This window comes from Bacillus cereus group sp. BfR-BA-01310, assembly GCF_022664325.1.
Lineage (GTDB): Bacteria > Bacillota > Bacilli > Bacillales > Bacillaceae_G > Bacillus_A > Bacillus_A paramycoides.
Genome location: NZ_JAKUHD010000002.1, coordinates 331,563 through 357,390, shown reverse-complemented (window position 1 = coordinate 357,390; position 25,828 = coordinate 331,563). Strand labels below are relative to the sequence as shown.

Here is a 25,828-nt window from a genome sequence, read left to right as displayed (position 1 = left end):
TATATATGGAAAATAAAGTATTATTTTGTGCGACGGTAGACTTTCACTTTAAAGCATTTCATTTGCCGTATATGAAATGGTTTAAAGAACAAGGCTGGGAAGTCCATGTTGCTGCTGCTGGCAACATAGAACTTCCATATGTGGATAAGAAGTATGACATTTCTATTCAAAGGTCACCTTTGCAATTTAAGAATATTAAGGCTTATAAAGAGCTGAAAGATATTATTGATGAAAATCAATATAAAATTATTCATTGTCATACCCCGATGGGGGGAGCCGTTGCACGTTTGGCAGCAAGAAAATCTAGAAAGCATGGAACAAAAGTTTTATATACTGCACATGGATTTCATTTTTGTAAAGGTGCCCCGCTTGCAAATTGGCTGTTATATTATCCAATTGAAAAAATGCTAGCAAATTATACAGATTGCCTCATTACAATTAACCAAGAAGATTATAACTTGGCTATTCAGCGAAAGTTTAAAGTACCTAAAATTGAACAAATTCATGGGGTGGGAGTGGACACAGAATATTTTAAACCAGTTAGTGAGGCTCAAAAGAGTTGTCTAAGGATTGAGATGGGTTATAAACCGGATGATTTTTTAATGTTTTATGCGGCTGAGTTTAATAAAAATAAAAATCAGCAGTTTTTGATTCGTTCATTGGCCTTAATAAAAGATCATGTTCCCAATGCGAGGCTTCTATTGGCTGGGAATGGTCCTTTGATAAATGCTAGCAAAAATTTAGCTAAACAAATGGGTGTATTTGAAATGATAGATTTCCTTGGTTATAGGAATGATATTGCAAAAATTTTACCTATTTGTGATATTTCTGTTGCATCCAGTCTACGTGAGGGGTTACCAGTTAATATTATGGAAGCGATGGCTTGCGGATTGCCTGTTATAGCCAGTGAGAACAGGGGCCATAAAGAGTTAATTCAAAATGGTGTAAATGGTTGGACAGTAGGTCGTGAAGACATACAGACAATGGCAGAAAAGATAAAATATCTTGCTGAAAATAGTAGCTTACAAGGCATATTCGGAGAGTCTGGTCGTGAGATTATTAAAAATAATTATGCCGTCAATAAAGTATTAGAAGAAAAGAGCTATATTTACACCATGTTTATGAGTAGAACGGAGGCGTTAGATTGAATTGTCCATTAAGAATCTTACATGTTGTAGTCAATATGAACCGTGGTGGTGCAGAAACCCTTATTATGAACTTGTACCGGAATATAGATCGAAATAAAGTGCAGTTTGATTTTCTTACTTGTAAGGAAGGTGTTTTCGATACAGAAATATCAGAATTAGGTGGGAAAGTGCACAGGATTCCATATATTACTGATGGTGGTCATAACGAATACATAAAGTCTTTAGATAATTTTTTTGAATCTCATCAAGAATATAAGATTGTACACTCACACATGGATAAGATGAGTGGATTTGTGTTACGTGCAGCTAAGAAAGCCGGTATACCAGTTCGTATCGCACATAGTCACAATACTAGCAGTGAAGGTGGAGTTGCTGCGAAAGTATATAAGTGGTATGCAGGGAAGTATATATTACGAAGTGCGACACATCTTCTAGCATGCTCGGATGCAGCATCTCGCTGGTTATTTGCAGGTAAAACAGATACTGCCACGATTTTAAAAAATGGAATTGAACCTGAAAAGTTTTCATTTTCCCCCGAAATTAGAAAACAGATAAGAGAGGAACTAAATCTTACAGTTGATAACTTTGTAGTAGGGCATGTAGGAAGGTTTGCGCATCAAAAAAATCATGGATTCCTTATAGAAGTGTTTGCTCAGTTAGTTAAACTTAGAAGAGATTCTGTTCTTGTTTTGGTGGGGGATGGTCCGTTACGGTTAAAGATCGAGCAAAAAGTGGAAGAATTAAATTTAGGGGCTAATGTAAAGTTTCTTGGCATAAGGAGCGATATCGACCATTTACTTCAAGCTTTTGATGTATTTGCATTCCCATCCATTCATGAAGGATTGCCTGTTACTCTTATAGAAGCGCAAGGAGCTGGGTTATCTTGTGTCATCTCGGATGCGATAACTAAAGAAGTAGACATGGGAGCAGGTCTAGTGAGTTTTGAAAGCATAAATACCTCCCCTGAAATATGGGCGCAGGATATATTGGATGTCAATAAACGTATGCAAGATGTAGAAGGATATATCAAGAAAGAAGGATATGATATAAGTGAATCGGCTACTTGGCTTGAGAATTTTTATCTTCAAGCGCTTTAATTAATAGTAACTTCTATATTTTAAATAATGTCTAAAGGATTAAAAAGGAGCACAATGATGTCAAGAGTTTCATGTTGTCTTAGGCTAGGAGAAGTTCCGCTGCATCTCTATAATATAACTGCAGGTTTTGTTCTACTTGCTCAACAAGGAGTAATAGACTTGAGGATAGAGAAACTTAGTAAGAATCATCAAGATCAATTACCTTATAATATGATGGAAGTTATAATCAACGGGAAAACTCGAGTGTTATATGATGTTAATGATGGTTATGATAATTTGCTTAAGAAAAATCAGGATTATGTTGAGTTTATGAATGTGTTGTTAGAAAAATACGACTTTTACTTTAAGCGAAGTTTTAATAGTTTTTATAATTCAAAGTTAAGGCATAAGGAAAAAATTTATCCTCTTGGATTAAATTATATGGTTACAATACCTGGAAATATTGCGCATTCACCGATGCCTCAAGATCCACTTAGGGAGAAAATTAAGAAAATAATACGGAAGGTTCCGTTGTCTCAATATTACAATGGTTTATATCGTATTAATTCTTTTGAAGATATACCTCATAAAGAAATAGATTCAAAAATTCTTTTTATGGCTAGGCTATGGGATGTAAATGGAGATTATGAAGGGCAAATTTCTTCGAATAAAAAGGAAGAACGTGCATATATTAATGATTTTCGAGCAACATGCATTAGACTTTGTCGAAAAGAGTTTGGAGATAAATTTTATGGAGGAGTAGCACCATCAGAATTTGCATATAAAAATTATGCAGATATTGTTATAGAAGACGGAAAAGCTACTGAACGGAATAATTACCTAAGAAAGGTAAAAGAATCAGCAATTTGTATTGCAACTATGGGATTACATCAATCTATTGGTTGGAAATTTGCAGAGTATGTTGCAGCAAGTAAGGCTATAGTAACAGAAGAATTACATTATGAAGTCCCAGGTGATTTTCGTGATGGTCAAAATTATCTTGTTTTTAAAACACCAGAAGAATGTATAAATCAAATATATACTTTATCAAATGATGAAAATTATAGATATCAAATGATGATTAACAATTATAGATATTACCATGAATATGTAAGACCTGATAGATTAGTATTAAATAGTATATTAACAATATTAGGGGATGAATTTTAATAGATTAGATGATTGATGGAGAGATGTAAATTGAAACCTACTCTTACAATTTTTACACCTACATTTAACCGTGCTTACACGCTGCATTTATGTTATGAAAGTTTAAAGCGACAGACAAGTAAGGATTTTGTTTGGTTAATTATTGATGATGGATCTACAGATGAAACAAGAGAGTTAATAGAAAATTGGATTTCCCAAGGCAGTATCTCAATTCAGTATCATTATCAAGAGAATCAGGGAATGCACGGGGCACATAATACTGCTTACGAATTAATTGATACGGAACTTAATGTTTGTATTGATTCTGATGATTATATGGCGGATGATGCCGTTGGAAATATCACTCGTTTTTGGAAGAAGTATGGAAGTAATGATTACGCTGGCATAATAGGATTAGACGCTAATCCAAATGGAAAAGTTATTGGAACGATGATGCCGGAACATGTGAAGGAATCTAAACTGACAGATTTGCATGCGAAATATAAAGTCACAGGTGATAAAAAGTTAGTTTATCGATCAGAGTTAACACGAAAAACCCCACCATATCCAATATTTCCGGGCGAAAAGTACTGTCCTTTAAGTTATAAATATATCCTTATTGATCAAGAGCATCCGTTACTCATCATGAATAAAGTTCTTTGTCATGTTGAGTATTTAGCAGATGGATCTAGCATGAACATTATTAAGCAATATAGAAAAAATCCCCAAGGGTTCTCATTCTTTAGAAAAGTTGCTATGAAATATGCTCCTACATTAAAAGAAAAATTTCGAGAATCTATACATTATGTATCTAGTAACTTGATGATCAAAAACTATAAATTTCTCATTGAGTCCCCATGTAAATTTATTACTTTGGTGGCTACACCTTTTGGGATTATGCTTCATTTTTATATTCAAAAGACAAGTAAAGCTACTGTTTTGAAAAATAAATAGTAGGTCTTTAATTAACTGTGTATTTTATTGTTATATGTATTTAGATTGTAAGAAAAATATAGGACCGATAGGTTATATTATTGAATTATTTGGTTAAAGAATAGCAAAGAGTTTTATATTTACAATCTATAATATGAAAGGAATTTAAAAATGTTTATATTTTGGGTTACGCTGGCCTTAGTTTATATTCTTTCTTTTTTAGCAAGATATTTTTCTACTCCTGTAATAATGGGACCACACATTGTTCAATCAAAGCCAAATAAGCTTTTAGTATTTTTAACAATAGTTATTCTTGTAATGGTGTCTGGTCTCCGTAATAATATCGGGGATACTTTTTTTTATATGTATTCTTATAAAAAAGATACATTTGATTGGGAGCATATAAAAGAAGGAAAAGATATGGGTTTTAATGTGCTTCAGATGATTTTAAAACAGTTCTCTAATGACCCTCAAATATTGATTTTTGTAACGGCACTAATAACAAATGTACTTATTGTATTGGTTTTATATAAATATACAAGAATGTTCGAATTAAGTTTATATGTATATATAACAGGTGGAATGTATTTAATATCAATGAATGGGATAAGGCAATTTCTTGCAGCAGCAATTATTTTTGCTGCAACAAAATATATATTTGAAGGTAACTGGAAAAAGTATATTCTAATTATTCTATTTGCATCAACAATACATCAAACTGCACTTATCCTTATTCCAATATATTTTATGATTAGGAGAAAAGCATGGTCATGGGAAACGTATGTAACCCTTTTTTGCTCTGTACTCATAGTTATAGGGTTTAATCAATTTTTAGATACGTTATTCTCAGTCATAGGAGATAGTCAGTATGGAGATTACAAGAACTTTTCTGAGGGCGGAGCAAATATACTTAGAGTTGGAGTTAATATTCCTCCAATTATTATTGCTTACATTGGAAGAGAGAAACTTAGGGAAATATTTCCTAAAAGTGACTATGTAGTAAATATGTCTATATTAGGACTTGTATTCATGATAATTTCAACACAAAATTGGATTTTTGCAAGATTTTCTATATATTTTGGATTATACCAATTAATTTTAATTTCATGGATTATAAAATTATTTACTGATAAAGACCAAAAACTAGTTTATTATGCAATATTAGTATTTTATTTTATTTTCTATGCATACGAGAATGTAATAACATTAAACATTGTTTATAAAAGTAATTTTTTAAATTTCTAAGTTTTTTAAGGTGAAATATGTTAATGACTAGTTGATCAATGAAATATGGAAATTTAGGTGTATAGGTATATTATTCTATATAGTTTAGAAAGGGGATACTGAGTTGGCATTTACAGAAAAGATTCCACGCATCATTCACTATTGTTGGTTTGGTAAGGGGGAAAAACCTATAATAGTAAAAAAATGTATAGATAGCTGGAAAGAGAATTTAGCTGGTTATGAAATAATTGAGTGGAATGAAGATAATTTTGATATAAATTGTAATTTATATGTCAAGGAAGCCTATGAATACAAAAAATTTGCATTTGTAAGTGATTATGTAAGAGTATACGCTCTTTATAAATTTGGAGGAATTTACTTAGATACGGATGTGGAGGTATTCAAATCTTTTGATGATATGCTACATCATGATTCATTTTGGGGATTTGAACAAGAGAATTATATAGCTACAAGTACAATAGGAGCCACTAAAGGAAATGTGTTAATAAGAATGTTTCTAGATTCATACGAAGAAAAAAGTTTTATTAAAGAGGATGGAAAGTATGACAGTTTAACCAATGTGGCCATTATAAGCGAGATACTAAAAAATAAAGGATTACAGTTGAATGGAAAATATCAAGAAATAAGTGGGATAGGAGCCTTCTATCCTCAAACATATTTTTCCCCATATGATTATATTAACTGTAGAAAATTTATTACTCCAAATACATATGCAATGCATCATTTTTATAAAAGTTGGTTACCACCTAAAGCAAGATTGAAGAGTGGTTTAAAACTGTTAGCATCTAAGGTTATAGGTGGAGAAAATATAGCGCGGATAAGAAAATTTGTTACAAAAAATTAGGAGGCATATATGAAGGATATACTGGTGGCCTCATTTGATATGGAAGTTGGAGGAGTAGAAAGAAGCCTTATAAGTATGCTTGAGGGTTTTGATTACAAAAAATACGCTGTTGATTTAATGCTGTATAGACATCAAGGGGATTTTATGGAATTAGTTTGTAACAAGGTAAATTTATTAGAAGAAGTTCCACAATACACCACCTTTAGGAAGTCAATCGGAGAAACTTTAAAGGATAAAGAGTATGGCATTGGATTTTCTAGAATTTTATCTAAGATAAATACTCGTTTTGCAGGAAAAGCTAAAGGAATAGTAGAGACAGGATATTATCAAATGCAATTAATGTGGAAATATGCTATTCCATTTTTACCTAAACTAGATAAAGAGTATGATGTTGCAATTAGTTATTTGTGGCCGCATTATTTTGTAGCAGATAAGGTCAAGGCTAAGAAAAAAATAGCATGGATTCATACAGATTATTCTACAATTGAGACAGATATAGAGATGGATTTAAAAGTATGGAATAAATTTGATTATATTGTAGCTGTATCAGAAGCATGCAAAAATTCATTTTTAAAAAAATATAGTGCATTAAAAAATAAGGTTATAGTAATGGAAAATATAACCTCCCCGCAGTTTATTAGAGACATGGCGAATGAAGAAATAGATACCCCTATGCTTCTTGATAACCGTTTTAAAGTTATAACTGTGGCTAGACTATCTCATGCAAAAGGAATCGATAATGCTGTTAGGGCTTTAAGGATATTGAAAGATAAAGGCTATGAGAATATAGCCTGGTATGTAGTTGGATATGGTGGAGACGAAACAATGATTAAAAATCTAATAAGGGATTTGAAATTAGAAAATAGCTTTGTGTTGCTAGGAAAGCAAATTAATCCATATCCATATATAAAAGAAGCTGATTTATATGTCCAACCATCTAGATATGAGGGAAAAGCTGTTACAGTAGGAGAGGCTCAGATACTTGCAAAACCAGTCCTAATTACAAATTATACAACCGCAAACAGTCAAGTGAAAAATGGGGTTGACGGATATATTACGGAATTATCCGTTGAAGGAATAGCAGATGGAATAGAAAAATTGTATAGGGATGCTACCGTAAGAAAGCAGTTAGCTAACAATTGTAGTAATACTGATTATAGTAATAAGTATGAATTAAATAAGTTGTATGAAATTATAGAGGCTTAAAAGTTTATTAAGTGTATTGGTACAACTACAAAAATTTTTAAAAATGAAAGTATAAGGGATTCAAAGCAAAGGGGTGATTTGCCCATGAATAGAAATGTCAGTGTAATTATACCGGTTTATAATGCTGGTAAATATATTACTCGGTGTATAGAATCGCTGTTAAATCAGGTGCTTCATAACTGCGAATTTATCTTTATTAATGATGGTTCAACGGACAATAGCGTAGAGATTATTGAAAAGTATAGGGCACTAGATGACAGGATTATACTTATAAATCAAAAAAATCAAGGTGTGAGTATTGCAAGGAATCAAGGACTTCTTATAGCTAATGGTGAATATATTGGATTTGTTGATGCTGATGATTATGTAGAAGCGGATATGTATGAAACTCTGTATAATTCAGCAAAACAAAGCAATTGTGATGTAATTATATCAAATTTAAGAAGTGAGATTGAAGGGCATAAGGTAACAATTGAATATCCATTTCCAACTAATATTGTTCTAAAAAAAGAATATATAAATAAAGAGATATTACTCTATTTTCTTAAAAGCGATAATTTAAATACTGCTGTAAACAAAATTTATAAAAATAGCATAATGACGAAAAATAATGTGAGGTTTCCAGAGAAGGTTGCATTAGGAGAAGATGGAATGTTTAATATTCAATTTTTTAGTAATGCAACTAATATGAAATATATAGATTATACGGGATATTATTATAGGGATGTAGCGGGTAGCGCAACTCGGGATATCTCAAAAAAAGATTATTTCAAGCGAGCTGTAGAAGTATATAATATGGAATTACCGGAAATTTACATCGGAAAGGTCGATAAGGCAAAGATATGTGAATTGAAATCAAAAAAGTTTATAAATAGTGTAATTTCCTACGTATATATTTATTTTGAACCGTCTAAGGAAATACGGTTTAGTAAGAGATATGAATACATAAAAAATATGATATGTAATAAATATGTTAGAGAGGCATTGCCACTATATTGTGAAGTAACTTATAGCAAGCTTGGTAGATATGAGAAGTTTTTAATAAATATGATTAAAAGAAAATCTACTGTGGGGTTATACTTTGCAGTCTCTTACAGCAGGCTTAGAAATAAATAAAATTGGAGGAATTTAGTGTGAAGTTTATGATGTTTGCCCATGGGGGCAGCTTGAATAGAGGGTGCGAAGCGATAGTTCGAGCTTCTACAAATATTATAAAAGAAAAAATAGATGGAGCAAAAGTATGTTTGGCATCAGATAGACCTGAAACAGATAAGGTAATCAATAAGTTAGATTGTATATATGATGGCTCTAGCCGCAGTCTGAAAAAATATTCATATGATTGGTTATTGTCTTCAGTTAAAGTAAAACTCTTTAACGATGAGTCTTATGCATTAGGGAAAATTCATCATAACATAATAAAGCATATAAAAAGTTCCGATGTATGTTTATCTATCGGAGGGGATAATTATTGCTATGGAGAGCAACCTGGGTGGTATGAGATTGATAGAAGAGTAAAAATGCAGGGGAAAAAGCTAGTACTATGGGGATGTTCTATAGGAGAAGAGGATATGTCTGAAAGAAAGTTGGAAGATCTAAAGCTCTTTGATTTAATATTAGCACGCGAAAGCCTTACCTATAATATGTTAAAAAAACAAGGATTAAATAATGTTCAATTGTGTGCTGATGCTGCGTTTACAATGGAAAAAGAAGAATTGGAGTTGCCTAATGGATGGCAGGAAGGAAATACAATGGGTCTTAATTTTAGCCCGCTTGTATGGAATAGAAATGAGAATTCTCAAGTCGCGGTAAGAGAGTTAATTAATCACATATTAAATACTACAGATATGACGATTGCTCTTACACCTCACGTTATTGAAGATGGGAACAATGATTACGAAGTTCTCTACAAATATTACCAAGAATTTAAGGACACAGGCAGAGTGATTCTGTTACCAGATAACTTAAATGCAATACAGTATAAGGGGTATATAGCTAGAATGCGTTTCTTTATAGGAGCTCGAACGCATGCAACTATAGCTGCTTACTCTAGTTTTATTCCGACTATGGTATTGGGATATAGTGTAAAGTCCAAAGGGATATCTAAAGATATATTTGGGGAAGAAAAATTAGTTTTAGATATAGAGGAGATATCTGATAGTAATAAATTAAAAGCAAGATTTGATGAGATGGTACGGGAGGAAGAGGAGATAAGGCAAAAGCTACGACAATCTATACCTAATGTAAAGAAAATGTCCTACAAAGCAGTAGAGTATTTGAAAGAATTGTCTAATTAATTTGGGGTATATTATGAAAAAAAAACTACTATTTGTTATGCCTAGTTTATCTACTGGTGGTGGAGAGAAAAGCTTGATAAATCTACTATCACAAATAGATTACAGTTTATATGATGTAGATTTATTTTTGTTTAGTAAAACAGGAACATTCATGAATTCAATACCAAGAGAGGTAGATATATTAGATTTGCCAAGTGATTATAAAATATTTGCATCGAGCCTTAAAAATTCAATAATGGGCTTTTTAAAGAATGGGCAAATTAAATTGGTATATTCAAGATTGATGTTCACCATTAAGAATAGATTGATAAAGAATGCTGCTATTTCAGAACAGTATACATGGGAATATCAAAGTAAGTCATTTGAAGTTTTAAGGAAAGAGTACGATGTAGCGATTGGTTATCTTGAGAAGTCTTCAATATATTTTGTAGTTGATAAAGTGAATGCGAAAAAAAAGGCCGGATGGATACATACAAACTACTCGAATTCAGGTATGGATCGTCAGTTTGATAATCCATATTTTGAACAACTAGATAATCTAATAACGGTTTCGGAAGAGTGTGCAAAATCGTTACAAGAAAATTTTCCACAACTAAAAAATAAAGTTACGATTATATATAATATAGTAGCTCCTAGCATTATATACGATTTATCTAAAGAAGATATAGAAGATGACAGTTTGTTTGATAGACATTATACCAATATTATTACTGTCGCCAGATTAAGTCATGAAAAGGGTTTAGATTTAGCGGTGAAATCTTGCAAGTTACTTCTTGAAAAAGGATACAAGATAAAGTGGTACGTATTAGGGGATGGAAATGAAAAAGATGCATTAGAACGTTTAATAGAAGATCATCATCTATCAAACCATTTTACAATTTTGGGGGTTCGAGAAAATCCCTATCCTTATATACGAAAAGCAGATATATATGTGCAACCATCTAGGTATGAAGGTAAGTCTATAGCAATTGATGAAGCAAAAATATTGCATAAACCGATAGTGGTGACCAACTTTGAAACTGCAAAAGATCAAATGAATCATGGAATAAACGGAATTATTGCTGAGATGTCTGAAGAAGGAATAGCAACTGAAATTGAAAGGCTTATCAAAGATATAGAATTAAGGGAAAGAATCGTAAATAATTTATCTACAGAAAAGTTAGGAACCGAAAAAGAAATAAATAAGCTCTACGGAATTCTTTAAAAGGTGATTATTATGAAAAAAGACGTATTATTTGTTATCAATAATTTGAACTGCGGTGGGGCTGAGAAGTCGTTAATCTCTCTGTTGAATACGATGGATTACTCTCGCTATAATGTGGATTTATTTTTATTTAAGCATGAAGGTTTATTCCTTAATAAAATCCCTAAACAAGTGAATGTATTGGAAGAACCTCCTGAGTATCAGTTGTTTGATATGCCGATAAAAGCAGCTATCGTGAAATGCTTGCGACAAGGAAGACTAGATATAGCCTTATTAAGGGTTTGTGCAGGTTACATATTTAAAAGTGAAAAAAACAAGGCTCGTTGTGAACAGAGAGTATGGCGATATCTATCAAAATCTTTACAGAATATAAGTAAAAAGTATGATGTAGCGATTGGGTACTTAGAAAAGAACCCAGTTTACTTTTGTATAGACAAAGTAAATGCGAATAAGAAAATTGGTTTTATACACACTGATTATGACAAATTAGGAATGGATCCTAACATTGATATGGGTTATTTTCGTTCATTGGATCATATAGTGACGGTGTCTGAGGAATGTGCCAATGTTTTAAAACAAAGATTTTCTATATATAACGACAAAATAGGTGTTATTCATAACATCGTATCTCCAAGTACGATAAATAAAATGTCACAGGAAAAGGTAGATCTAGAGCGTAAAGGGGTAAAGCTTGTTTCTGTAGGAAGGTTAAGTCATGAAAAGGGATTTGATTTGGCTATAGAAGCATGTAAGAATCTGGTTGGAGATGGATATGAAATAAAGTGGTATATCATTGGAGAAGGGGAAGGGCGAGGTAAGTTAGAAAAAATGATAGAAGAAAATCACCTTCAAGATCATTTTTTACTGTTAGGACTAAAAGAAAATCCCTATCCGTATATAAGAGAAGCAGATATATATGTACAACCATCCAGGTTCGAAGGAAAATCTATCGCAATAGATGAGGCAAAAATACTGCATAAACCAATAGTGGTAACAAATTTCAGTACAGCTAAAGACCAAATTAAAAATGAAGAAAATGGGCTGATTATAGACATGGATGCTCACTCACTTTCGGAGGGAATTAAGAAATTAATACATAATGAAGAATTAAGAAATGAGTTAATAAAGAACTTATCAGATGAAGAGCTAGGAACCGAGTCGGAGATAAAAAAATTATATACATTATTTAAGTAGTATAGAAAGGACATAATTATATGGTTATACAGGCAGCGTGCTTTGTGTTACTTGCTGTAATCGCAATTATTGTAGTGATTGATTTCATTCCTATAGGAAAGAATTGGTTGGGAAGAATAAAAATAGGAAGATATACGGGTAAAAGCTTATGGAATCAGTCAATCACTCATATAGGTGTTAAGTGGCTAAATAAAACACCAAAGATTAAGGTAACTGATAACACAAGATTAATAGCAATTGATATGTTGAAAGGAAATTATACGAAAAGTGCTATACAGCATTGGCAAGAAGCATCTTTACTATTAGGGTTGTCTGAATACCTGAAATATAACGATGACAAAGCAGTGAAACATGAAATTACGAAGTTTTTGAACTCTAAATTTGATCATAATGGTCAGTGGGTGCACAAACCTCAGTATGTAGATGGAGCAATACTTGCTTATGCGATCATGAAGCTGGATTTTGAGGATATAGATAAATATAAAAAAGCCTTGGATGCTACTTGGGAAATGATACAAGAGCATTTAGGTGAAGATGGTACGATAGAATATAGGAAGTTTATGAAAGGGTATCGCTATGTAGATACCATAGGTTTCATATGTCCATTTTTAGTGGCTTACGGCGTTAAGTATAACAAAAGCGAGTGTATAAGTTTGGCTGTAAAGCAGATTAAGGAATATGAAAAATACGGAATGTTAAGTTTAAGTAATATACCGTGTCACGCGTATAGAGTAGAGGATAAAGTTCCCCTAGGGCTGTATGGGTGGGGCAGAGGTCTTGGATGGTTTGCTATAGGTCTTATAGATGCATGGAATGAATTGCCACAAAAAAATAGTTATAAACCTGTGTTAGAAGAAAGTGTAAAAAAATTCGCAAAGGCTGCGATGAGCTTTCAGCAACAACGAGGAAATTGGAACTGGACTGTAACCAGGAATGAATGTGTAGCAGACTCTTCCGCTACTGCTACACTGGGGTGGTTTATGTTGAATGCAGCAAAGATAGAAGATATTTCAAAAGAATGCTTGGAAAGTACAGAAAAAGCTATCGGTTATTTGATGGGAGTGACAAGAAGAAATGGCGCTGTCGACTTTTCCCAAGGTGATACGAAGGACATAGGTGTATATTCTACGTTATTTGATATATTACCATTTACGCAAGGTTTTTGTATTAGAATAATAAATTCAGATAAAACTTCCAAAGATAGTAATGACCATATCAATAAGAAAGAAAATATGTGATGATGCCAGATACTATTCCTATAAAATATTTATAGAAAAGAGGATGAAAATGTGGGCCAATAAACCTGCGATATCAATAGTAGTTCCCATTTATAATGTAGAAAAATATTTACATACATGCCTGAATTTATTATTGAAACAGCCGTTTTCTGATTTCGAACTCATACTTGTAGATGACGGATCAACAGATTATTGTGGAGCAATTTGTGATGAGTATTCAAAACAAGATGAGAGAATTAAAGTTATTCATAAAACAAATGGTGGATTGAGTAGTGCAAGAAATGCGGGGATTGAAGCAGCAACGGGTAAGTATATTGTTTTTATCGATCCGGATGATCAAATAGATGCGGATTACTTTACCAGATTATATACTATTGCGGAAGAAAATGATTGTGATGCTGTAATAAGTGGCTATAAAACTGTACCAACAAATAATTTTATGATGCCTAAATTTAAGTTAAATACGGTTATGAATGGTAAAGATTTCATTTTAAGTTCCCCCAATATCCATTCGGGAAATGACCTGTGCTTTGTATGGAGATATATCTATAATTTAAAAAATATTAAAGAGAAAAAAAATATTAGATTTAATGAACAAGTGTTTATTGGTGAAGATGTCATCTTTAATTTAGAATTTTTATTAGAATCACAACGAGTATATGCAATTTCCGAACAGTTTTATTCTTATACTGTAAATAACCCGGATAGCTTAATGCGAGTACCCTATAAGCCAAAATTGGAAAGTAGTTTAATATTACAATATAAAATCAGGAAACATCTCTCGGAAAAATTTGGTTTACTGAAACATAAGCATTACAGAAAAGATATGGCGAATTACTATATAAATAATATATACAATTTAATGATTAATAATTTGAAAAATGGTCAAACGATTAATATTGATAGTGCGCTACGTAGAATAGTTAATTATGAAATGTATTCTGATAGCTTGAGGGAAATTGGATTCGCTTATCGATGTAGTAATATTAAGGAATATATATATTATTTAGCATTAAAGTTTAAAATATATCCTGTAATAATTACAACATATAAGAGAGAGTAGATTAATAGCAGAAATAAGAGAATATTATTAAACACAACAAGTTTTTTATATAATTATTACTATGTATAAAGTAGAATAATGGCAATTTTCTAAAAAAGGAAAAGGCAGGTAGTTATTCAAATGAGGGATTTTAGAGGTAAGAAAATATTAGTGAGAACTTGGAACACAACAATTGATTTGATACTTGGGATAAAAAGAATTTGGCGGCACACAATAGATTTTGTAGTAACTAAGTTACTCCCCCCCCCTCATGTCAAAACGATAAGTGAAACGATAGACAAAATAATTCGTAATAAATGTTCTATAAGTAGATATGGTGATGGTGAATTAAAGCTTATTAGCGGGAAAGATATATCGTTTCAAAAGCATTCTACTTTATTGGAAGAAAGATTAAAAGAAGTTCTAGTTAGTGATAACGAAGGGCATATTGTGTGTATTCCGGATATTTTTGAGGATAATAGTCAATATACTAAGTCTAATGCTAAAGCATGGAAGAGTCATCTAATCGAGTACAGATTGAAATGGTATAAAAACTTAAATATGAAAAAGGTATATTTCAATTCACTAATAAGTAGATGCTATTTATGCTTTCAGGATACTGAAAAGAGTAAATATTTTTTTGAAAATATGAAAAAGATTTGGAATAAGCGTAATATTGTTATTGTAGAAGGTGAATATAGTCGATTAGGTGTTGGAAATGACCTTTTTGCTAATGCAAACCATATACGAAGGGTCCTTTGTCCTGCAAAAGATGTGTTTTCAAATTATAGTGAAATTTTAGCATTTGTTAAAAAATTGGATAAGGAAGATCTTATTCTTATAGCGCTTGGTCCAACAGCTTCAGTTTTAGCATATGATTTGCATAAAGAGGGGTTTCAAGCTATTGATGTTGGGCATGTCGATGTTGAATATGAATGGTATTTAAAGGGCGCAGAAAAGGCAGTTGCGATAAAAAATAAATTTGTAAATGAAGTTAAAGGTGGGGACTTTGAAGAGGATAACCTCAGTAGTAAATATCTGAGTGAGGTAATATATAATTTTAGCAATGAATCACAAGTTGTGCATGAGGTATAAATATGAAAAAAATACTTTTTTATATTAATAATTTAGGCGGGGGAGGGGCTGAAAAGGTCCTTTGTGATATCGTGGCTAGTTTGGATAAAGAAAATTATGATATTACTGTTATGAGTAAGTACGATGATGGTACATATGTGGATAGCATTAAGCAACTAGTTAAATATAGGCCGCTTTTCAAAAAGGTAAAACCAGGAAAAAATTTGTTGAAGAAATTATTCAATATTATATATACAAATGTAAGAGAGCATATCTTTAAATTCTATCCAAAGTTACTATATCGTCTTTACATTAAGCAAAAGTTTGATATAGAGATAGCTTTCTTAGAAGGCTACTCTACAAAGGTAATAAGTGGTTCAAATAATAAAAATTCAAAAAAAATCACATGGGTGCATGCAGACCTTAAACAAAACCATTGGACTAAGGAATGTTACAGGTCTTTTCAAGACGAAGTAAAGTGCTACAAAAAATTTAATACTATAGTCTGTGTTTCGGAAAGTGTAGCAGATAGCTTTAAGGAATTTTATGAAATTAAACAAAATGTAATTGTTAAGTATAACCCTGTAAACAAGCTAGACATATTATCAAAAGCAAATGAAGTAATTGGTTTTGATAAAGAACAGGATACATTAACATTAGTGACAGTGGGTAGGCTTGTTTATCAAAAAGGCTATGATAGGCTTTTGAAGGTGTGCAAAACTTTAAAAGACGAAGGCTTTAACTTTAACTTGTGGATCGTAGGTGAGGGAGAACAACGAAATCTGCTAGAGAAATACATTAGCGAGAATAAAATGGAAGATACTGTTAAATTGCTTGGTTTTCAGTCTAACCCCTACAAATATATTAGGCATGCAGATTTGTTTGTTTGCTCGTCTAGAACAGAGGGGTTTAGTTTAGTAGTTGTTGAATCCATGATAATTGGTGTACCAATTATTAGTACGAAATGTGCTGGTCCTACCGAATTGTTGGATTATGGGGAGTATGGAATATTGGTAGGAAATAATGAGGACAGTCTTTACAATGGAATAAAGAGCGTTCTATTAAATCAGGCTGTAATTAAGTGCTACGAAACAAAAGCAAAAAGAAAAGGCGAATGTTTTAGCACTGAAAACACACTATTAGCTATAGAAGAGATATTTTAAATAACAAGCTATAGTAGTTACTTTGTTATCATCCTCCAAAATTGATATTTAATTTAAAATGTTGCAAATGATTATCACGAAATTGGTGTTTCAAGAGAAACTCCGAGAATTTTATTAATTGTTCAATTCTCGGGGTTTTTTCTGTCGGAATTTTAATCCAATAAAAGCTTATGCGAGTAGAATTGCGATGGAATGTTCAGAAAATACCTTATAACTTCTTAGGTAGGGAGAAAAATGAGAGTTAAAAATTCAATTATTAATATATCAGCCGGTATAGGTAGTCAAGTTATTATTACATTATTAAGTTTTGTCTCCAGAACAATATTTATTACCTATTTAGGTGTTGAGTATTTAGGGGTAAATGGCTTATTTACTAATATATTAGGAATGTTATCTTTAGCTGAAGCGGGAATAGGATCTGCTATTATATATAATCTTTATAAACCAGTGGCAGAAAATGATCAGGATAGGATTAATATGCTTATGAAATTTTATAAAAAAGCATATATGGTAATAGCAGTAATAGTGTTAGTACTAGGTTTATCACTAATACCTTTCCTTGGATATATCGCTAAAGATTCGAAGGTTGAAAATATTCATTTTATTTACGTTATATTTTTACTTAATACAGCTTCATCATATTTATTTTCATATAAAACTTCTTTTTTAAATGTTTGTCAAAAGGGATATATTGTCACAGGTATCTACTCTATCTCATCCATTATATCTACTTGTATTAAAATAGGTATTTTATACTTTACACAGAGTTATATCTTGTATCTTATAATCGATATTATTATAACAATCACTACCTCTGCATTCTTGGCCATGTTAGTAGATAAGATGTATCCATTTTTAAAAGATAAAGCAGCAAGCAAATTAGATAGTGAAACCAAAAGTAATATTGTTAAAAATGTAAAGGCTTTAGTACTACATAATATAGGTGGATATATTGTCTTTGGTACTGATAACATGTTAATTGCGTCTTTTGTCAGTGTTACAGCTGTTGGATTGTATTCAAATTATTATATGTTAATTAACATTTGTAGAACCTTTATAAATCAAATCTTTGATAATATTAATCATAGTGTAGGTAATTTGGTTGCAAAAGAAAGCGATGAAAAAATTTATAGCATATTTAAGGTTACTATGCTTTGTAATTTTTGGATATACTCATTTTTTTCCATATTTTTATATATTATAATGCAACCCTTTATTACTTTATGGATTGGTTCGAAATTTATTATGGATATAAGTGTGTTAATTATATTAATGATGAATTTTTATGTATCAGGAATGAGACGCTCTATATCTATGGTCAAAACAACATCAGGGATTTTTCATGAAGATAGGTATGCGCCCTTTTTAGAGGCTGCCGTGAATCTGGTGGCTTCTATTGTCTTGGTGCAATATATGGGCATAACAGGTGTTTTTATTGGAACACTTATAAGTACACTAGTGGTTCCATTTTGGATTGCTCCTTATTTAGTATATAAGAAAGTATTCCGTAAACCGGTTAGGGATTATTTTTTAAAATATACTTACTATGTGATGATAGGGCTAGGAGCTTGTGTTATCACAAGTTTAATATGTGGTCTTATTCCGTATAATGGATTACTAGAATTAATATTAAGAGGGATGATTTGTTTAATAATTCCAAATGCTATTTATGTATTTGTTTTTTATAAGACAGATGAATTTAAGTATTTATTTGGGGTTGTTAAAAGTATAATGGGAAACCTGAGGGTGAAAATTCAGTCAAACAAAAAGGGCACTTTTTAATTTGAAATCTACATTTCTATAATCCCGTTACTAACCCAATCCATCGAGCACCAGCGCCTAATGAATCGACACAAAATTATAATGCTTTAAAGTAAGAGCAAGTAAATAAAAGGAAAGTATTAAGAATCTTTTAGAAATGAAACACCACTATGTTCTGTTGAATATGGTGGTGTTCTTATTACTGGGTATTTTAATTAAATATTGTGCATGACATGTCTTTAAATAAAAAAGTAAATCAATTCGTTATTTTTCAACTATGAATGGGGCTGCTTTTTATGAAGATAGAAGTTTTAGCAGTTATGGGGTAGAGGTTAATACATAAACCAAATTAGGAGTATGATTATATATGAAAAGACTTTTCGATTTGTTCGTTTCTTTGTCATTATTGGTGTTTCTTTTTCCTCTTATTATAATAGTGGCTGTTTTAGTTAGAATTAAGTTGGGTTCCCCTATCATATTTAAGCAGCAACGCCCGGGATTGCATGGTGTTCCTTTTTTTCTTTATAAGTTTAGAACTATGACTGACGAGAAGGATAGTGAGGGGAATATGTTGCCCGATGATGTAAGGTTTACCCGTTTCGGAGGGTTTCTGAGAAAATATAGTTTAGATGAATTGCCACAGTTGTTTAATGTTATAAAAGGGGACTTAAGTTTGGTAGGTCCAAGACCATTATTGATGGAGTATTTGGAACTATACACAGAAGAGCAGGCCAAGCGACATAATGTCAGACCAGGGATTACGGGATGGGCCCAAGTAAATGGCAGAAACGCGATTTCTTGGGAGGAAAAATTTGATTTTGATGTATGGTATGCAAAAAAACGGACTTTTTGGCTTGATATGAAAATTTTGTTGTTAACGGCAAAGAAAGTATTTAAGTCAGAAGGAATCAATCAAGTTGGGCATGTAACTGTGGAAAAGTTTAATGGTACAAAGAATTCTTGAGGAGGTGAGATGGATGCGAATAATTATGATTGGGGCAGGTGGTCATAGTAAAGTAATCCGAGATATTATCCTATCGTATGGAAATTATGAAATTATTGCGCAATTAGATGATGTGTATAAAGAGTTAAAAGTTGAGGATGGCGTTTATTTTGGACCCATTTCTGCAGCTGCAAAGTTAATGGATGAGTATGTAGATACAAAGTTCGTGATAGCTATAGGGAATAACAGAACAAGAAAGATAATTATGGAGCGGTTAGAGATTCCCAGTCATCGCTATGCGACGCTTATACATAAACAATCTATTGTTAGTTTAAGTGCAAAGATTGGAGCTGGTACGGTTGTGATGCCAGGCGTAATTGTTAATGCAGATGTTGAAATTGGGAATCACGTTATTGTCAATTCAGGCGCTATTATTGAACATGATAATAAGGTAAATGATTTTGCACATATTTCCCCCAATGCAGTGCTTACAGGATCCGTTACTGTAGGAACAGGAGTACATATAGGAGCAGGAGTTAATGTGATTCCAAATATTACAATTGGCGATTGGTCTGTTATCGGTGCCGGAGCAACAGTGATCCGTGACATTGTAGCGAATTGTAAGGCAGTTGGTATTCCAGCTAGAGTAATAAACAATGAATTATAGGAGAGTGTTTAAAGTGGTATACTCACAGGAAAAAACAAGAATCTATCTCTCCGCTCCACATATGAGCGGTAATGAACAAAAATATATAGGGGAAGCATTTGATATGAATTGGATTGCTCCACTTGGTCCAAATGTAGATGCGTTTGAAAGTGAACTTTCATCCCATGTTGGAGTTCTTGATGCGGCTGCAGTTAGTTCAGGAACCTCTGCTATCCATTTGGCACTTCGCTTACTGGATGTAAATGATAGAGATACGGTGTTTTGTTCAAGCCTTACTTTTATAGCGAGCGCAAATCCAATTTTATATTTAGGGGCTAAACCAGTATTTATTGATTCTGAGCTTGAAACGTGGAATATGTCGCCACAAGCTTTAGAACGTGCATTACGTGATGCAAATGAGAAAGGAATACTTCCGAAAGCTGTCATTGTTGTAAATTTATATGGACAAAGCGCTAAAATGGATGAAATTCTTTCGTTATGTAATGAATATGATATCCCAGTGATAGAAGATGCGGCAGAATCGCTCGGTTCTTCCTATAAAGGTAAAGAAAGCGGGACATTCGGAAAATTTGGTATTTATTCGTTTAACGGCAATAAAATCATTACAACTTCAGGTGGAGGCATGCTTGTTTCAAATGATGTCGAAGCATTGAGAAAAGCAAGATTTTTAGCTACTCAAGCAAGAGATCCGGCTCCACACTACCAACATAGTGAGGTTGGATATAATTATCGTATGAGTAATATTTTAGCAGGTGTAGGTAGAGCACAGCTGCAGGTCTTACAAGAGAGAGTACATGCAAGAAGACGAATATTTGATAGATATTATCAAGAATTATCTCATATTCCAGGGATACAGTTTATGCCTGAGTTAGAGGATACTTATTCAAACCGGTGGCTTACAGTTCTTACTGTAGATGAAGAAAAAACAGGAGTACCGATTCAGGCATTACTGAGACAACTGGAAAATGAAAACATTGAGGCGCGTCCTGTTTGGAAGCCTCTTCATATGCAACCTTTATTTGAAGATGTAATGTATTATCCGCATAGTGAGAGTGAGGATGTTTCTAGAAAATTATTTGCAACAGGCGTATGTCTTCCGTCTGGATCAGGTATGACAGAAAAAGATCAGACAAGAGTTATTACATGTATTAAGAATATATTGATGGTAAGTGCTGGCATGTAAAGACAAAAAATAGAAACAGCTTTAATTAAGAAGGGTGTTAATGAACTAGGAGGATTTAATATCTCATTCAGTGCTGTTTTTGTGAAATCTCATTTTACTGAAAAAAATTTTCTTTGAATGAAAGTCACGGCAATCCCTATAAAGAGTGAAATAGTAAGCGTACATAATCTTGTGGTAAATGCGAATGGTATTTTTTATTAGTGGTAAACGCATATTATATCATCCCCTTTGTGAAAATGGTATAAATATAAAAAGGTTATTCTCCTGTTTCGATTAAAGAAGCAGGAGAATAAAGTAATAGAGAACATAACAAGTGAAAAATCAACTTTAATTAGTGGGTTAATAATAAATTATATAAAATATCATAGCACAGAAATTTTAAAAATATAAAAAGATGAAAATTCTCCTGTGTATTTGTAAGATATAACGTTTATCCTGCTATTTATGAGCATTAAGAGCACTACCTTAAGATTTTAGGGAAACTTAGAAGATAGATGGAATGTTCGTAAAAGCTCGATTGATGAGATTAATAGTCGGTAGGGATGTAAAGCCTCCTACCGATTAAAGTTGTACTGTATTATTTGTTCTTACAGTTACTAAAAAAGATACATAAATATTCATTTTCTTGAGTATATAGATACTTGACAATGTAATGGTGAAATGGTAATCTGATTTTATATTCTTTATAAAGAATATAAACGTTTTATCGATATATTAAATTCAGTGATTTTTATTTATATAAAATTCAGATGGTAATATTTTGATTCGAATTAAGAAAATCACACCTTTGTTCTTTTTTGAGAAAATTAAAATGCAAGGGTTTACAATAGGATAGGTAGCCTGGAAGCTTGAATACTTCAACTGAAAAAGATTTAAGGCTATAAAATTGGGTTTTAAAATCTGTTATGCGTAAACGAGGTAGTTTGAGGAAAGGGTTTTCTAGTATATTAATAACATTTTTTTTATATATCTAGTAATTTACTTATCCATCGGGTTTTCCCTTAATTGTCTCGTAGTGGGAGGAAAAAATGAGTGCAATAACCGGAATTTATCATTTAAATGGAGAACCGATACCGCCTGAACATAGGATTGGAATCATGAAAGATTTATCTCGTTATCCAGGTGACAATACCGATATATGGCACAAGGAAAATATTTTTTTTGGCTCCCATGCAAAATGGATAACATCTGAATCTATTAATGAACAATTACCCTACTATGATTATGAAACACAGTTGGTTATAACTGCTGATGCTATTATTGATAATCGCAATGAATTATTCGATAGATTGCAAGTAGACAAGGTACATAGAAGAGAGATGCCTGATAGTAAGTTGATTTTACTCGCTTATCAAAAGTGGGGAGAGCATGTACCAAAGTATCTAATTGGTGATTTTGCTTTTATGATTTGGGATGAGAGAAAGCAATTGCTCTTTGGTGCACGTGATTTTTCAGGAAGTCGGACTTTTTACTTTTACCGCAATCAAAATCAATTTGCTTTTTGTACTAGCATAAAACCGCTGTTTTCTTTACCGTACGTTGGGAAGGAATTGAATGAGCAATGGTTAGCTGAATATTTAGCGATACCTAATATGCTTGATACAATAGATGCATTTTCAACAGTGCATAAAAATATAGAGCAAGTCCCGCCTTCTCATACTATCTCCGTAGTTAAGGGAAGAGTTAGTATTGCGAAATACGACACGTTATTTGTAGAGGAGCAGTTGCAACTCAAATCAAATGAAGATTATGAAGAGGCGTTCAGGGACGTATTTGAAAGCGCAGTAACATCAAGGTTACGTACTCATCGTAATGTTGGTTCTCATTTAAGTGGGGGATTAGATTCAGGAGCTGTTGCTAGCTTTGCTGCGAGAGCCCTGCAAAAAGAGAACAAAAAATTATATACATTCAGCTCGGTACCTGCGGAAGGGTTTACTGATTGGACTCGTGGTCATACGATTGCTGATGAAAAGCCATTTATTCAAACTACAGTACAACATGTAGGGAATATTAAAGGGAATTATTTGAATTTTCCGGGAGAAAATTCTTTCTCAGAAATTGATGATTGGCTTGAGATTATGGAGATGCCATATAAATTTTTCGAAAATTCCGTCTGGGTGAAAGGAATTTATGAAAAAGCTCAACAACAAGGGATTGGGGTGCTCTTAAATGGAGCGAGAGGAAATTTCACAATCTCTTGGGGGCCAGCTTTAGATTATTATGCGATTTTACTTAAAAAGTTCAGCTGGTTGCAGCTTTATCGTGAAATTGATTTGTATGGTAAGAACGTTGGTGTCAAAAAATCGAGAATACTGAAAGTTGTAGGGGAGAAAGCATTTCCATCGATAAAAAACATGTTTTCCTCAGAACAGCAATACGAACTGCCAACGTTAGTTAGTCCAGAACTTGCCAAACGTACTGATGTATTTAGAAAGCTTGAAGAACATGGTGTGAAAGTAACAGGGGCCTCTATCCCAAATATATATGAAATAAGGCAGAAACATTTTGAACAGCTAAACTTGTGGAATACAACGGGTACAAGTGGAACAAAGCTCTCCTTGCGTTATGGTTTACAAGGGCATGATCCAACGAATGACTTACGGGTAATTCGATTCTGTTTATCGTTACCACTCGAACAATTTGTTCAAAATGGCTTAAATCGTGCACTTGTCCGGAGGTCCACAAAAGGATTTCTTCCTGACAAAGTAAGGTTAAATCAGCGTGTGCGGGGAATACAGGCAGCTGATGTGGTTCATCGCATGATTCCTTCATGGAAAATGTTTATCGAGGAACTTCAGCAGCTTAGTAAAGACCCAGTGGCCTCTAACTTTTTTAATATGGAGATTATTAAGAGCGCGATTTTGAAAATTCAAGGAGAACCACGAATAGAATACGTGTTTGATCCAGATTTTAGAATTTTAATGCGTAGTCTTATTGTCTATCGATTTATCAAAAAATATATTTGAAAGGGGGTGAAATTATGAAACAAGAATGGCAATCACCAGTATTAGAAGTACTTGATATCAACATGACAATGGCTGGACCTGGAAAGAGACTTGTTGACCAAGTTTTTGAAGATGAGGATGAGCAAGGCGCTCTTCACCACAGCTAATGCACTAATATTTAAATGAGATTTATATGCTTTACAGCCCTTATATAGTTTAATTACGGTATAAGGGTTTTTTTTAATCAATTTTTCAACTATTTGGAGTGAGAAAGATGATACATACTGTAAAGAAAGAGATTTACAAAGCCTTCGGATTAGCCCTATTAAGTGAGATTCCCCTGCCGGAATTGCCTCAAGTAAGTAATTACGAAAATGAAGTAGACGTAAAAATAGAAACTGCAGATTTGTCCCAATTATGGGGAGAGTTATCTTCTCCGAAGTCAGTGTTTGTAGTTGAAGAAGAATTAATTATGTTTCAAATCCCCGAAACTGCTACGTTTTGTATTAAAAATGGAGAAAAAATCATTGTTTCACCTATGAAAGGGTCTGATCAAGATAAGATTCGGCTTTATATTCTTGGGACTTGTATGGGGGCATTGTTGATGCAGAGAAAAATACTCCCTCTGCATGGAAGTGTAATAGCCATCAATGGAAAGGCGTATGCTTTTGTAGGAAGATCAGGAGCTGGAAAATCAACTCTTGCATCAGCCCTTTTAAGCAAAGGCTATGAGCTTTTAAGTGATGATGTAATTGCTGTGTCTCTTTCTGAGGATAATATTCCTTTTGTTACACCATCTTACCCGCAACAAAAGTTATGGAAAGAGAGTCTTGATCAGTTTGGAATGGAGACAGCGAATTATCAGCCATTATTTGAAAGGGAAACTAAATATGCTGTCCCCGTTACAGCTAACTTTTTCGAGGAACCATTACCATTGGCAGGTGTATTCGAATTAGTGAAAGTAGAAAATGGGGATGTTGAACTTCAGCAGATTGAAGGACTGGAGAGACTACGCACATTGCTACGTCATACATATAGGAATTCATTAATCCCACGATTGGGGATGATGGAATGGCATTTTATGCATTCAACAAATATCGTAAACAAAATAGATATGTTTCAATTGAGACGTCCTATTTCAAAGTTTACGGCACATGATTTAGTATCCAAAATTCTAGAGTCTTTAAAAGAGGAGGAAAAATAATGAGTAGTAAACAAACAATTTCATTACACAGTTTTGTTGTACAAGGTCAGGAAAATGTAGTGAGCGATATGGATGGGGAGAAAGTGATGATGAGCATCCATAATGGGAAATACTATAACTTAGGAGGTATAGGTGGTGAAATTTGGAGTTTAATTAATGAATTAATATCTGTCAATCAAGTGATTGATATATTATTGTCTCGATATATGATTGAAGAGGCAGAATGTAAGGAACAAGTACTCTCTTTCTTAAATCATTTGTATGCAGAAGGGTTAATCTCGGTTGATGAAAAACTTTGATTTTTAATTGAATGTT

Annotated in this window: 23 protein-coding genes; all 23 read left to right on the top strand. The window is 32.8% G+C overall.

Going from position 1 to position 25,828, the window contains the following annotated elements:
* Positions 1–5: 5 nt before the first annotated feature.
* The 23 genes from MR109_RS06865 to MR109_RS06755 all read left to right on the top strand — a co-directional run bounded on the left by MR109_RS06865 (position 6) and on the right by MR109_RS06755 (position 25,812).
* On the top strand, positions 6–1,148 hold the full coding sequence (locus tag MR109_RS06865; protein WP_242271474.1) for a glycosyltransferase family 4 protein: 1,143 nt from the start codon (positions 6–8) through the stop codon (positions 1,146–1,148).
* Complete coding sequence (locus MR109_RS06860) at positions 1,145–2,245, top strand: glycosyltransferase family 1 protein (RefSeq protein WP_242271471.1); 1,101 nt, start codon at positions 1,145–1,147, stop codon at positions 2,243–2,245. The genes MR109_RS06865 and MR109_RS06860 overlap by 4 nt, the downstream gene beginning before the upstream one ends.
* A gap of 57 nt (positions 2,246–2,302) precedes the next feature.
* Positions 2,303–3,394 carry a glycosyltransferase family 1 protein gene (locus MR109_RS06855; protein ID WP_212088619.1) on the top strand — a complete coding sequence of 364 codons (1,092 nt, stop codon included), beginning with the start codon at positions 2,303–2,305 and terminating at the stop codon, positions 3,392–3,394.
* A 30-nt stretch (positions 3,395–3,424) separates the two neighbouring features.
* Entirely contained in the window at positions 3,425–4,327 is a 903-nt protein-coding gene (locus tag MR109_RS06850; protein WP_242271469.1) for a glycosyltransferase family A protein, read from the top strand.
* Between the two features lie 150 nt (positions 4,328–4,477).
* Complete coding sequence (locus tag MR109_RS06845) at positions 4,478–5,551, top strand: EpsG family protein (RefSeq protein ID WP_242271468.1); 1,074 nt, start codon at positions 4,478–4,480, stop codon at positions 5,549–5,551.
* Between the two features lie 103 nt (positions 5,552–5,654).
* The gene (locus MR109_RS06840; RefSeq protein ID WP_090813747.1) at positions 5,655–6,395 is read left to right on the top strand and encodes a glycosyltransferase family 32 protein; all 741 of its coding nucleotides are present in this window, start codon (positions 5,655–5,657) and stop codon (positions 6,393–6,395) included.
* Positions 6,396–6,404: 9 nt separating this feature from the next.
* Complete coding sequence (locus MR109_RS06835; RefSeq protein ID WP_002191266.1) at positions 6,405–7,601, top strand: glycosyltransferase; 1,197 nt, start codon at positions 6,405–6,407, stop codon at positions 7,599–7,601.
* A gap of 84 nt (positions 7,602–7,685) precedes the next feature.
* The gene (locus MR109_RS06830) at positions 7,686–8,717 is read left to right on the top strand and encodes a glycosyltransferase (protein WP_242271465.1); all 1,032 of its coding nucleotides are present in this window, start codon (positions 7,686–7,688) and stop codon (positions 8,715–8,717) included.
* 17 nt (positions 8,718–8,734) lie between these two features.
* On the top strand, positions 8,735–9,895 hold the full coding sequence (locus MR109_RS06825) for a polysaccharide pyruvyl transferase family protein (RefSeq protein ID WP_002191264.1): 1,161 nt from the start codon (positions 8,735–8,737) through the stop codon (positions 9,893–9,895).
* 13 nt (positions 9,896–9,908) lie between these two features.
* Complete coding sequence (locus MR109_RS06820; protein ID WP_242271463.1) at positions 9,909–11,099, top strand: glycosyltransferase; 1,191 nt, start codon at positions 9,909–9,911, stop codon at positions 11,097–11,099.
* Between the two features lie 12 nt (positions 11,100–11,111).
* Positions 11,112–12,293, top strand: a complete 1,182-nt coding sequence (locus MR109_RS06815) for a glycosyltransferase (protein ID WP_242271460.1) — start codon at positions 11,112–11,114, stop codon at positions 12,291–12,293.
* Positions 12,294–12,313: 20 nt separating this feature from the next.
* Entirely contained in the window at positions 12,314–13,531 is a 1,218-nt protein-coding gene (locus tag MR109_RS06810; protein WP_242271458.1) for a glycoside hydrolase family 88 protein, read from the top strand.
* A gap of 49 nt (positions 13,532–13,580) precedes the next feature.
* Positions 13,581–14,594, top strand: a complete 1,014-nt coding sequence (locus MR109_RS06805; protein ID WP_242271457.1) for a glycosyltransferase — start codon at positions 13,581–13,583, stop codon at positions 14,592–14,594.
* A gap of 120 nt (positions 14,595–14,714) precedes the next feature.
* Positions 14,715–15,668: an SP_1767 family glycosyltransferase gene (locus MR109_RS06800; RefSeq protein WP_242271456.1), complete on the top strand. Its 954-nt coding sequence runs from the start codon at positions 14,715–14,717 to the stop codon at positions 15,666–15,668.
* 2 nt (positions 15,669–15,670) lie between these two features.
* Positions 15,671–16,810 (top strand): glycosyltransferase, encoded by a 1,140-nt coding sequence (locus MR109_RS06795; protein ID WP_242271452.1) that lies wholly within the window; start codon positions 15,671–15,673, stop codon positions 16,808–16,810.
* Positions 16,811–17,044: 234 nt separating this feature from the next.
* Positions 17,045–18,592 carry a lipopolysaccharide biosynthesis protein gene (locus tag MR109_RS06790; protein WP_242271450.1) on the top strand — a complete coding sequence of 516 codons (1,548 nt, stop codon included), beginning with the start codon at positions 17,045–17,047 and terminating at the stop codon, positions 18,590–18,592.
* 346 nt (positions 18,593–18,938) lie between these two features.
* Positions 18,939–19,535: a sugar transferase gene (locus MR109_RS06785; protein ID WP_242271448.1), complete on the top strand. Its 597-nt coding sequence runs from the start codon at positions 18,939–18,941 to the stop codon at positions 19,533–19,535.
* Positions 19,536–19,548: 13 nt separating this feature from the next.
* A complete protein-coding gene (locus MR109_RS06780; RefSeq protein WP_242271442.1) occupies positions 19,549–20,181 on the top strand; it encodes an acetyltransferase in 633 nt (210 codons plus the stop codon).
* 13 nt (positions 20,182–20,194) lie between these two features.
* Positions 20,195–21,364: a DegT/DnrJ/EryC1/StrS family aminotransferase gene (locus tag MR109_RS06775; protein ID WP_308197269.1), complete on the top strand. Its 1,170-nt coding sequence runs from the start codon at positions 20,195–20,197 to the stop codon at positions 21,362–21,364.
* Between the two features lie 1,028 nt (positions 21,365–22,392).
* Complete coding sequence (locus tag MR109_RS06770) at positions 22,393–24,330, top strand: lasso peptide isopeptide bond-forming cyclase (protein WP_242271436.1); 1,938 nt, start codon at positions 22,393–22,395, stop codon at positions 24,328–24,330.
* 14 nt (positions 24,331–24,344) lie between these two features.
* Positions 24,345–24,476, top strand: a complete 132-nt coding sequence (locus tag MR109_RS06765; protein ID WP_000808480.1) for a paeninodin family lasso peptide — start codon at positions 24,345–24,347, stop codon at positions 24,474–24,476.
* A gap of 107 nt (positions 24,477–24,583) precedes the next feature.
* Complete coding sequence (locus MR109_RS06760) at positions 24,584–25,513, top strand: aldolase (RefSeq protein WP_242214357.1); 930 nt, start codon at positions 24,584–24,586, stop codon at positions 25,511–25,513.
* On the top strand, positions 25,513–25,812 hold the full coding sequence (locus tag MR109_RS06755; RefSeq protein ID WP_000095761.1) for a lasso peptide biosynthesis PqqD family chaperone: 300 nt from the start codon (positions 25,513–25,515) through the stop codon (positions 25,810–25,812). The genes MR109_RS06760 and MR109_RS06755 overlap by 1 nt, the downstream gene beginning before the upstream one ends.
* Positions 25,813–25,828: the final 16 nt, after the last annotated feature.